Annotated in this window: 6 protein-coding genes; 4 read left to right on the top strand and 2 right to left on the bottom strand. The window is 39.3% G+C overall.

The window, feature by feature from the left end:
• Positions 1-424: 424 nt before the first annotated feature.
• From ASU31_RS04735 to ASU31_RS04725, 3 genes are all read left to right on the top strand, one after another.
• On the top strand, positions 425-826 hold the full coding sequence (locus ASU31_RS04735) for a hypothetical protein (protein WP_157257924.1): 402 nt from the start codon (positions 425-427) through the stop codon (positions 824-826).
• A 156-nt stretch (positions 827-982) separates the two neighbouring features.
• Positions 983-2,542 carry a S10 family peptidase gene (locus tag ASU31_RS04730; protein ID WP_057931235.1) on the top strand — a complete coding sequence of 520 codons (1,560 nt, stop codon included), beginning with the start codon at positions 983-985 and terminating at the stop codon, positions 2,540-2,542.
• Between the two features lie 644 nt (positions 2,543-3,186).
• Positions 3,187-4,149 (top strand): acetyl-CoA carboxylase carboxyltransferase subunit alpha, encoded by a 963-nt coding sequence (locus tag ASU31_RS04725; RefSeq protein ID WP_083505291.1) that lies wholly within the window; start codon positions 3,187-3,189, stop codon positions 4,147-4,149.
• A gap of 286 nt (positions 4,150-4,435) precedes the next feature.
• On the opposite strand, the gene ASU31_RS04715 is transcribed toward ASU31_RS04725, so the two are convergent.
• Positions 4,436-7,480: a glycosyltransferase family 117 protein gene (locus ASU31_RS04715; RefSeq protein WP_057931233.1), complete on the bottom strand. Its 3,045-nt coding sequence runs from the start codon at positions 7,478-7,480 to the stop codon at positions 4,436-4,438.
• Positions 7,481-7,696: 216 nt separating this feature from the next.
• The gene (locus ASU31_RS04710) at positions 7,697-10,723 is read right to left on the bottom strand and encodes a glycosyltransferase family 117 protein (RefSeq protein ID WP_057931232.1); all 3,027 of its coding nucleotides are present in this window, start codon (positions 10,721-10,723) and stop codon (positions 7,697-7,699) included.
• 370 nt (positions 10,724-11,093) lie between these two features.
• Here ASU31_RS04710 and ASU31_RS04700 point away from each other — a divergent pair, with 370 nt between their 5' ends.
• Positions 11,094-12,035, top strand: coding sequence for a ribose-phosphate pyrophosphokinase (locus ASU31_RS04700; protein WP_029278327.1), 942 nt, complete (start codon positions 11,094-11,096; stop codon positions 12,033-12,035).
• Positions 12,036-12,049: the final 14 nt, after the last annotated feature.

Genomic DNA, 12,049 nt, shown 5'->3' with positions numbered 1-12,049 from the left:
AAACAATAACCCGTCTCGATTAAATTAGTTTTTGCCAGCCGACATCGCAATATGCTTGTCGGCTTTTTTGTTCCCCACATTTTGGATAACATTTTAAGCAAACGTTTGTGCTGTGCCAGTTTGCGACTTTGTTTTCTTATGCTTAAAGTAGATTTAAGCTATCATATTAAACAGGCTTAGCTATTTGATTTGGTTATTTTTTGTGATTTGGTATTGTCTTGTTAATCAAACGTTTGCGCGTTGATTCGGAGAAATATCTCCTCAATAAAGCACTATATTTAATTCACAGGCTACTGTAACCTCACCTGTAATATAAGGGTTATCCACTTTTACTACCGCGTAAGATTGTAGTTGTATTTCTGGTGCTATACACAAATGATTTTTAATTAATATTTTAAAATTTAACCTATTTAAACCAAAGAAAATGAAAAAAACAATTGCTTTACTCGTAGCTTCTTTAGCTTTTACCGTTTGTCTGTTCAGTAGTTTTACGCCCGAAAAAGTAGCCCTTGCTCCAAAAAAGGTCATGCGTCGGGGTGTAGTTACAGTTACTAAAAATTTTACCACCAGTAATGGCCTGGCTGCTGTGGCAACACTTCAGTATACCACCGGGCAGGTTTATTCGAGCATTACAGTAAGTATAGAAGGAGAGGGCAACGTTCCGCTAACCTCGGTATCGCATTCCTCAGGCCCAATTTATGCCGATGCTTTTGAAGGTTATAAGGCGGGATCGTATTACGAATATTTTGTAGATGTATTGGTAACTGGAAACCCGACTATTGGTTGGCAAATTTCAGATACAAGCGCCGAAGCCGTTGTAATTTAAGTTTTACGCTAAATAAAGAGTCTACTGCTTTAATGCAGCAGTTTTTTGCAGAACCAGCATTGCCAAAAGCAATGTTGGTTTTTTTATGGTAACATTTCTAATGCGCTTTTTGAATAACGCTACAATAGTTTGATATTTAGAAACCAAACCAAAACAATGAAATTCAGATTTATACTCGTTACATTTTTAAGCATGGGCATTTTTGCATATGCACAACAAGAACCAAGAAAAAACCAATCTAAAGAAACCGTAACCACTACCCAGGTTACCGTTAAAGACGAACCTAAATCTTCAGCAAACGAAAGGACCATTAAGGTAGAAAGTTCTGTTGTTACCAATCACACTGTAAATATCGATGGCAAATCCGTTCCATATAAGGCTACAACAGGTACACTGCCCGTTTGGGATGAAGACGGAAAACCAATTGCAGGTTTGTTTTATACTTATTACGAACGCAGTGATGTGCAAAATCGCGATAAACGGCCTTTAGTAATCTCTTTTAACGGCGGCCCGGGCTCAGCTTCAGTTTGGATGCACATCGCGTATACGGGGCCTGTAGTTTTGAATATTGATGATGAAGGTTATCCGGTGCAGCCTTATGGTTATAAAGAAAATCCATATTCTATTTTAGATGTTGCCGATATTATTTACGTCGATCCGGTTAATACTGGCTATTCGAGAGCGGTGAGTAAAGATATTCCAACCAATAAGTTCTTTGGGGTACGTGCCGATATCAAATACCTGGCCGAGTGGATCAATACTTTTGTGACCCGCAATAACCGATGGGCCTCTCCAAAATTTTTAATTGGCGAGAGTTATGGTACCACACGCGTTTCGGGCTTGGCTTTAGAGCTGCAGAACAGTCAATGGATGTATTTAAATGGCGTGGTTTTGGTTTCACCAACAGAACTTGGTATTGAGCGTAGTGGTCCTGTTGATGCGGCTTTGCGTTTACCCTATTTTGCAGCTACAGCCTGGTACCATAAAGCCCTGTCTGCCGATTTACAAGGTAAAGATTTAACGGCTATGCTTCCTGAAGTTGAAAATTTTACCATTAATGAATTAATCCCTGCTATTTCACAGGGCGGGATGTTGAGTGCCGATAAAAAGAAAGCCATTGCCACAAAAATGGCCCGTTACTCTGGACTTTCTGAAAAAGTGATATTAGATTACAACCTCAATGTACCTACTGATTTCTTTTGGAAAGAACTGCTGAGAGATAAAGGTTTTACTGTAGGCAGGTTAGATTCGCGCTATCGTGGTATCGATAAAATGAGTGCTGGCGAAGGACCCGATTATAATGCAGAGCTAACCTCTTGGTTGCATTCATTTACACCTGCCATCAATATGTATATCCGCAACGAGCTGAATTATAAAACCGATTTGAAATACAATATGTTCGGCTCTGTTTACCCATGGGATAAAACAGGTGATCAAACCGGCGATAACCTTCGTCAGGCCATGGCACAGAATCCCTATCTGCATTTGTTGGTGCAATCGGGTTATTACGACGGGGCCTGCGATTATTTCAATGCGAAATACAGCATGTGGCAATTAGATGCTGCGGGTAAACTGCAAGACCGTATGAGCTGGGAAGGTTATCGTAGCGGGCATATGATGTATTTACGTAAAGACGATCTGAAAACGGCAAATAACCATATCCGTGAGTTTATCAAAAAAGCATTACCAAAAGCAGGTGAGGCCGCTAAGTTTTAGTTCTTTTGGTCGTCATTTCGACTGAAGCGCAGCGAAATGGAGAAAACCCCTCGCCAAGGTTCGTGTCTTCACGAACCTCTTTTTAGGCAGCGGATCGGAAACTTGGCATAGTTGCAGGAACAGGTGTAATCTAAACCTGACAGCCGTGGTAGCCCCAGATTTTTTTCATCTGGGCTAAAGCAAATGGCAGGACTGTTTTAACCGAAGCACCACTGTAATTGCTTTCCAAATGATATTATTTTTCCAGGACCAACAGAATTCTAGCAAATGGTATAAATGCTTGTAAAAATTCGGAGCGCAGTTGCAGTGTAATAATTATCGTTCGTCCTGCTTTCCATTACAATCAGGGCTAGGTAGGTTAGGGCGGTGGCACGGAAACCCGGCATAGCTGCAGAAGCCATAATAATATAAACCTGATCGTACGGATGCCACCCTTCGTGGCAGGAGGGAGAGCAGGACGGAACCAAACCAAAGTGCCAATGCAATTGCTTTCCAAATCATAATTTTAGATTCTATAGACTGCAAATTCTTTGCACATAGCTCCTGGTTTGCCAACTTTTGGAAACAATTTATCCCCTCAAAAAAGCAAACAAAAAACTGTTCACTGCAAACTAAAAATAATTACTTATTTTTGTGGTTCAATTATGCAGCAAATAAAAACATCATTCGATTTTGAAAAACCTATTGCCGATTTAGTTCAGCAGATAGAAAAGGTTAAGCAAGTTGCCGAAAAAACTAAGGTAGATATGTCTGCCACTTTAGACGAGCTTGATGGTAAATTAGATGAAACTACCAATAACTTATATAAAAATTTAACTGGTTGGAACAAGGTTCAGATGAGCCGTCATCCTGATCGCCCGCAAACCCTCGATTATATCAATATGATCTGCGATGATTTTATTGAGATGCATGGCGATAGAACCGTTAAAGATGATAAGGCGATTATTGGCGGTTTTGCTACCATAAATGGTCAAACTGTAATGGTTATTGGTCACCAGAAAGGTAAAAACACCAAAGAGCGTCAGTTTCGCAATTTTGGTATGGCCAACCCTGAAGGTTACCGTAAAGCTTTGCGTTTAATGCGTTTGGCTGAAAAATTTAATAAACCGGTTGTTTCTTTTATCGATACTATGGGTGCTTACCCTGGTTTAGAGGCAGAAGAACGTGGACAAGGTGAGGCTATTGCGAGAAATTTATTGGAAATGTCTATTCTCCGCGTGCCAATTATCTGCATAGTTGTAGGTGAAGGTGCATCAGGAGGAGCCTTAGGTATTGGTATTGGCGATAAAGTTTACATGTTAGAACATACCTGGTACTCGGTAATCTCTCCTGAATCCTGCTCATCTATTTTATGGAGAAGCTGGGATTTTAAAGAGAAAGCTGCTGAATGCTTAAAATTAACTTCTGATGATATGTTTGGCAACAAACTAATCGATGGTATTATTCCGGAGCCACTTGGAGGTGCACATCAGGATCCCGAGTTAATGGGCCGAACTTTAAAAGATTATATCGTTAAAGATTTAGCTGCTTTAGGTAAACTAAAAACCGATAAACTGATCGAACAAAGAATTGAAAAATTCTGTGCGATGGGTGTTGTAAACGAATAATCATTAACTAAAATAAATTTGAATCCTGTTTGGCAATGCTAAACGGGATTTTTTTGTGGATAAATCCGAAGGGTTTATTACGGATCGTACCTAGACTTCTCGTCATCTCGACTGAAGCGCAGCGAATGGAGAGATCTATCTTGATAGATTTCTCGGCTGCGTTGCACTCCGCTCGAAATGACGACCTATTTAAACCTATCAGGTTTTTAAAACCTGATAGGTTTGGTCAACAAAAAAAGCAGCTACAAATTAATGCAGCTGCTTTGTAAGCTATTTTTAGATCCGTTTACTGTTGTGGTCCCTGTTGTGGGAAAAACATCGATAAACGCCCTTCTAAACTGTTGAATGTTTTCTGCAGCTTATCACTTAATTTATCCTGACCGGCAGCTTTACTCGTTTTAATCATTCTGTCCAGGTAGTATAATCCTGTTTGAATGTTCTGCGATCCAGTTAAACCTTTTGATTGTGAAATATCAGCCAGGTAGTTTAATTCCTTGTTGATATAATCGCCTGATTTGTCTAAAATATCATTAGCTCGGGCAGTTTCCCCTAGTTTATATAAGTTTTCAGCCATGTAAAATTTCACAACAACCGTACGGATGCCGAAGAATTTATCAGGCATTACTGCAAAATATTTATCAACTACTTTTTTGGCCTCAGCAGTTTTACCTTCTTTAATTAAGCTGCTGGTTAAGCTACTGAAGAGATTGGTGAAAATGAAAGTATCATCTGATGACTGTGGATCTAAATATTTAGCGGTTTTCATATTACCCCACTTAAATTTAGTCATCACATTATTGTACAATACAGGCGTATTTAATTGCTCTGGTCTATCCTCAGATGCTGTCGTATCAGCTTTAAGTGGCAATAAACGCATAGCTAAACCTTCGCTGTATAAATACTTATCTAAGCCATTATATTGTTCAGAAGGCACTGTAGAAGCGAAATAAATCGGACGTTTCCAGTTGTTATGTGCAAGGATATCAAACATGGCCAAAGTTCCTTTAGTAACATAACCTTTGTTAAATTTCCAATCCATTGTGGTGGTGATTTTTGAAGCATCAGCTGCAGGCACCGTTCCTGTACTGATTACTTGCTGTGGATCTACCGTAATTTTGAGGTTTTTAGTTGGCAGGAAGTTAGATTTTGATCCATCCTGCATAGGTACTTTGTCGCTTTCATCGTTTGATAGCAGCAAATCAACTATGTTTTTAAGCTCAACACTACCTGCAATTTTGTAATCATCGTATGGCATTACATCCCTTTCTCCCTGTACATATTGCTCAGGTTTCATCGAAATTGGTAATGGGGCCGATTCATTTTGTTTTTGTCTTAAACCGTTAATGTACCAATCCGTATCAAACAAGCTTAAGTTTACAATACGAACATCCGGACGAACATTTTCTACCTCCTGGATATACCAAAGTGGGTAGGTATCATTATCGCCGTAAGTAAATAAGATGGCATTTGGCGCACAGGATTGTAAATAATCTAAAGCAATATCATGCGGAACCATTTTTGTAGAGCGGTCATGGTCATCCCATCCCTGCTCGGCCATAATTACCGGTGCAGCCAATAATCCAATCACCGTGGCACCAATAGCACCGGCAGTTGGCGTTAGTTTTTTAAACAACCACTCTTTAATGGCGAGCGCCCCGAGCCCAATCCATATCGCAAAGGCATAGAACGATCCTACGTAAGCGTAATCCCTTTCGCGGGGCTCTAATGGTTTTTGATTTAAGTATAATACAATGGCAATACCCGTAAAGAAGAATAATAATGCAACAACTCCGGCATCTTTTTGGTTACGTTTGAAATGCCAAAGTGCACCAATAATGCCTAAAATTAATGGTAAAAAGAAGAAACGGTTATATGCTTTGTTATCAACAGTTGATGGTGGTAAATGACTTTGGTCGCCTTGACGCAATGCATCTATTGGTTTAATACCGCTAATCCACGAGCCCTCAAATCCGCTACCCTGACCCTGCTCATCATTCTGACGGCCAGCAAAATTCCACATGAAATAACGCATATACATATAGCCAATCTGGTAGCTGAACAAGAAACCAACATTATCTACCAAAGTAGGATTTTTAGCATCATCTAAGCGCATCCATTCTTTATAAAAAGCCGCATGTTTAGGGTCATCGCTATACATACGTGGCAATAAAGTATTGTTGTTATACTCGTAATCGGTTTTTTTACCCGCTACCTCATATTTGTCTTTTCCTTTTCTCCAGATGGTTTTACCATTCTCCGTAACACCTACTCTTTCAGAATTATAATTAGGACCGTAACCCAATGGCCTGTCGCCATATTGCTCACGGTTTAAGTAGCTTAAGAAAGAGAAAGCATCTTTCGGTGCACTGTTATTTAAATTCGGATCTGCCTTAGCCCTGATGATAATCATGGAGAATGATGCATAACCGAAAATGATTAATACGGTAGAAATTAAACCTAAGTTTAATAATTTCTTTTGGTGTTTGATAGAATAACGGATTCCCCAAACCAGGGCGCCGATTAATAAAATAGCGAAGAATAAAACGCCTGTTCCAAAACCCAGACCTAATGTGTTAACAAAGAATAAATCGAAATAAGCACCGAATGAAACCAGGTATTGGATAATACCATATTGGATTACCGCTAAGATTAAAATACCAACAATAAGGGTTTTAATAATTCCCGATGTTGTTGCTTTATCCGTTCTTTTGAAATAATAAATAAAAGCAAGTGCTGGGATGGTTAGCAGGTTTAACAAGTGGATGCCAATTGATAAACCCATAATATAGGCAATAAACAATAACCAACGATCAGCACGTGGCTCATCGGCATGTGCTTCCCATTTAAGGATAGCCCAGAATACAATCGCTGTAAATAACGATGATTGTGCGTAAACTTCTGATTCTACTGCCGAAAACCAAAAACTATCAGAGAAAGTATAAGCCAAAGCACCAACGGCACCTGCACCCATAATGCTGATCAATTTACCGGTTGTTAGCTCTTCACCAGCTTTTAATATAGTTTTTTTAGCCAATGCGGTGATGGTCCAAAATAAGAATAAGATAGTTGCCCCGCTCGATACAGCCGAACCAACGTTCATCCAGTAAGCGATTTTGGTTAAATCTCCTGCAGCAAAAATAGAGAAGAAACGTTGGATCATTAAGAACAAAGGCGCACCAGGTTGGTGAACAACCTGCATTCTAAATGCCGATGCGATAAATTCACCACAATCCCAAAAACTGGCAGAAGGCTCTAAGGTTAAAACGTAAGTTAGTGTAGCAATTAAAAAGCAGATCCAGCCTACTATATTATTAACTTTTGAATAATTCATTGGTTTGTTTAATGATATTAAAAATTGTTTTCACATAAAAATGCTGCCGAAATTAACTATTCTAGTCGATAAAACAGGTAAATTTTTGGATTGATTTAACAATTTTTAACGGCTTAAGGCCTTTAACATAAAGGATTTTAATTTATCGGAGAAGCAAAAACCCATAAACAGAAAAGTAAAATCTGCCTATGGGTTAAAATTTAGAATGTTTTTTGCTTAACCCGCTGCAAATGGGGTAAACCTTACAATCAGATCGTTGTATTTTTTTTCAAGGCTTTTGCTTAGCTCGTCCTGTTTAAAAACCTCGGTTAATTTTACCATTTGTCCTAAATAGCCCAGGTAGAAACGCACATCCTGCTCAGATGATAGCTGGTTTTTGCTTTCCGAAACATCAGCCAGGTGGGTGAGTTCTTTGCCTACATAATCGGCCGTTTTTTTGATCATTGCATTTGCGCGGTTTAAATCATTTAAACGATAAAGGTTTTCAGTGAAATAATAAGTGCTCATTACCTGACGCATACTGTAAAATTTAGCAGGAATTACCTCAAAATATTTATTAGCCACTTTTTTGCTTTCGGTAATTTTACCTTCGTTTATCAAGCCGGTTAATAAACCGTTAAACATATTCGAGAACATGGTTACATCATCAGCAGATTGCCTATCTAAATGGTTGGCGTATTTAATATTGCCAAAACCATAAACATTCATCATATTGTTGTACATCGGTTTCAGGTTTACGCGGTCAAAATCTTGTGTAATTGCCGTATCTGGTTTCAAAGGCAATAACCTTTTATTCAATCCCTCCACATAAAGGTATTTGTTTAACCCAACGTATTGCTCATCTGGCATTGCCCCAGTAAAATAAATCGGTCGTTCCCAATTATTGTGTGCCAAAATATCAAACAAGGCCAATGTCCCTTTCGTAACATAATTTTGGTTAAAAGTCCACTCCATACTGCTTGCAATTTTACCTGCATCTTCTTTGGGTACGGTTCCGGTATCCAAAACCTGTTGTGGATTTACTGCCAGTTTAAGGTTTTTGGTCGGTAACACATTGTATTTAGAACCATCCGTCATGGTTACTTTATCTTCGTCATGATCGGATAGGAGCACGTCTAAAATTTCCTGTAACTCAATATGCTGGGCGATTTTATAATCCTGATAATACGTAATATCGCGTGTACCCGCAACATATTGATTGCGCTTAATCGTTAAAGGAAGCGGTGCGGATTGATTTTGCTTTCTTTTCATTCCGTCTATGTACCAATCGGCGGTGAATAAACTTAGGTTTACCACACGCACATCCGGACGGATGTTTTCTACTTCCTGCGCGTACCAAACGGGATAGGTATCATTATCGCCATAAGTAAACAAAATGGCATTGGGAGCGCACGATTTTAGGTAATTGACAGACATATCTCTGGCAACATGGCTATCAGAACGGTCGTGATCGTCCCATCCCTGATTGGCCATAATAATCGGCGCACCGAATAAGGCAATAATCGAAGCAAAAATACTGGCCCGTGTAGGCGTAAGTTTTTGGAAAATAAAATCCTTTAAACCAAATACGCCTAAACCTATCCAGATCGCAAAGGCATAAAAAGAACCCACATAGGCATAATCCCTTTCACGCGGTTCAATCGGAACTGAGTTCAGATAAACTACTATGGCAATGCCAGTGAAAACAAATAATAAACCGATAATACCTGCGTCTTTTTGGTTCCGTTTAAAGTGCCAAACCGCACCGATCAAACCGATAATCAGCGGCAAAAAGAAAAACCTATTGTACGCTTTGTTTTCTACAATGGATGGCGGAAGGTTTTTCTGATCACCCAGTCTGATCGCATCCAAAGGTTTAATGCCACTGAGCCAATTGCCATCTTTCCCACCAAACTGCCCATCTTCATTGTCCTGCCTGCCTACAAAATTCCACATAAAATAGCGCATGTACATTTGTCCGGTCTGGAAAGAGAACATATATTTTAGGTTGTCCATCAAGGTAGGTTTATGCTCATCATCAAAACCCATGTAACTTTTGTAAAACCTAATGTGCTCGGGCTTATCACTGTACATGCGTGGAGCTAAAGTTTTATCACCAAAAACATAATCAGATTTTGTTCCTGCTGATTCATATTTTGTTTCTCCTTTTCTGTAAAGTTTTCCGCTTTCCTTAATGTCGATCTTTTCCGAATTGTAATTTTCGCCATATAACAAAGGCCTGTCTCCGTATTGCGAACGGTTTACATAACTCAGAAAATTAAAAGCATTCTCCGGATCGGTATTGTTTAAATTTGGTTTGGCCTGTGCTCTGATAATGAGTAAGGCGAAAGAACTGTATCCAAATAGAAGCAAAACGGTAAACAACATGGCTAGGTTTAAAGCCCTTTTATTTGTGAGGATAGAATAACGGATGCCGTAAACCAGGCCCCCAATCACTAAAACGGCAAAAAATAATACACCCGTTCCAAAATCCAGGCCCATTGTATTCACAAAAAAGTAATCGAAATTTGCAGCAAAAGATATCATGTACTGAATAATGCCGAACTGTACCACTGCCAATACAGCGATTGAAATAAGAAATACTTTTAACACGCTTTGCCAATTGGGCGAGGGATTCTTTTTAAAATAATAAACAAATATTAAAGCAGGGATGGTAAGCAGGTTTAAGATGTGTACACCGATAGAAATCCCCATAATGTAAGCCACAAAAAGTAACCATCGGTCTGATTTTGGTTCGTCAGCCTGCGATTCCCATTTTAATATGCCCCAAAATACAATAGCACTACAAAGCGACGACATGGCATAAACCTCTGCCTCTACAGCCGAAAACCAAAAGCTATCAGAAAAGGCATAAGCCAATGCCCCAACAAAACCCGCACCTATAATCCCAATAATTTTTTGGTTAGTGATTTCTTCCCCTTTTTTAATTACCGTTTTCCTGGCCAGTGCGGTAATGGTCCAGAACAAAAAGAGGATGGTACCTGCACTTGCCAGAGCCGAAGCCACATTCATAAAATAAGCTACTTTGGTTTTATCGCCAAAAGCGAGTACCGAAAACAATCTTTGGATCATGGAAACTATTGGAGCGCCCGGTTGGTGAACTACCTCCATTCGGAAAGCCGAAGAAATAAATTCGCCACAATCCCAGAAACTTACAGATTGATCTAAAGTTAAGATATAGGTGAGCGCGGCAACGATAAAACAGAGCCAGCCTCCAATGGTGTTGATCCTTGAGTAATTCATAGTTTAATTTTAGTCTTTGATAATAAATGATTTAAGTGGTTCGTAGTAAAAAAAGTCGCATAAAAAAAGAAAATGTTGCACGCTATATGATGATTTTTTTATCTTTGCATCGCAAACAGGAACAGCGGGAAAGAAATTAAAAATATTTTAAAATCACTCTTGCATATTTAAAATAAGGTTCCTACATTTGCATTCCCTTTCGAGGAGAATATCCTTGAGAAGTTTTTGTCCGATAGTATAAGGGTAGTACAACGGTTTTTGGTACCGTTTGTCTTGGTTCGAATCCAGGTCGGACAACTAAAATTTAATGTCGGATCATGTTTTAAATAGACATGATCCGATTTTTTTTAACCGTAAACTACACGAACCCATGCCATTGCAGTTTAACCCGGTAAAGCTTTTTTCCGGAACAGGTTCTAAGGGATTATCACTTAAGATTGCCGAACATTACGGCAAGCCACTTGGTAGCGTAACCATTCACAAATTCAGTGATGGAGAGTTTCAGCCTTCTTTTGATGAGTCAATCCGTGGTAGTGATGTTTTTCTAATCCAGTCTACTTATCAGCCCAGCGATAATTTAATGGAACTTTTGCTAATGGTTGATGCTGCTAAAAGAGCATCAGCACATTATATTACGGCAGTTGTTCCCTATTATGGTTTGGCCCGTCAGGATAGAAAAGATAAACCTCGTGTAGCAATCGGTGCCAAATTGGTAGCTAACTTATTAAAATCAGCAGGTATCCACCGCATCATGACGATGGATTTGCATGCTGCACAGATACAGGGTTTCTTCGATATCCCGGTTGATCACTTAGATGGATCGGTAATCTTTGTGCCTTATATCAAAAGCTTAGGCTTAAAAAACTTAACTATCGCATCGCCAGATATGGGCGGTTCGTACAGGGCACGTACTTTTGCCAAGTTTTTTAATGCTGAAGTAATTATTTGCGATAAACGCCGTAAACGCGCCAACGAAATCGAATCGATGTCGATTATTGGTGATGTGACCGGACAGGATGTCGTATTGATCGATGATATTTGCGATACTGCCGGAACCTTATCAAAAGCTGCGGCTTTGATTATGGAAAACGGAGCAGCAAGTGTTAGGGCGGTTTGTACACACGCTGTATTATCGGGCAAAGCAATAGAAACGGTAGAAAATTCGGTATTAACCGAGTTAATCGTTACGGACACCATTCCATTAAAACAGGAAAGTCCAAAAATTAGGGTGCTAAGCACAGCCAGTTTATTTGCAAGGGCAATTGCCAATGTAAACGAGCATGGTTCGATTAGTGATCTGTTTAGAGTATAAATAAGGTTGAAGGT

Origin of the sequence: Pedobacter ginsenosidimutans, from assembly GCF_001442625.1 — a bacterium.
Classification (GTDB): Bacteria; Bacteroidota; Bacteroidia; order Sphingobacteriales; family Sphingobacteriaceae; genus Pedobacter; species Pedobacter ginsenosidimutans.
This window is presented reverse-complemented; position numbering and strand designations above follow the sequence as displayed.

Bases quoted from the DNA above. Each gene is read 5' to 3' on its own strand.
- ASU31_RS04735 (WP_157257924.1), top strand. From the start codon at position 425: ATGAAAAAAACAATTGCTTTACTCGTAGCTTCTTTAGCTTTTACCGTT.
- ASU31_RS04730 (WP_057931235.1), top strand. From the start codon at position 983: ATGAAATTCAGATTTATACTCGTTACATTTTTAAGCATGGGCATTTTT.
- ASU31_RS04725 (WP_083505291.1), top strand. From the start codon at position 3,187: ATGCAGCAAATAAAAACATCATTCGATTTTGAAAAACCTATTGCCGAT.
- ASU31_RS04715 (WP_057931233.1), bottom strand. From the start codon at position 7,480: ATGAATTATTCAAAAGTTAATAATATAGTAGGCTGGATCTGCTTTTTA.
- ASU31_RS04710 (WP_057931232.1), bottom strand. From the start codon at position 10,723: ATGAATTACTCAAGGATCAACACCATTGGAGGCTGGCTCTGTTTTATC.
- ASU31_RS04700 (WP_029278327.1), top strand. From the start codon at position 11,094: ATGCCATTGCAGTTTAACCCGGTAAAGCTTTTTTCCGGAACAGGTTCT.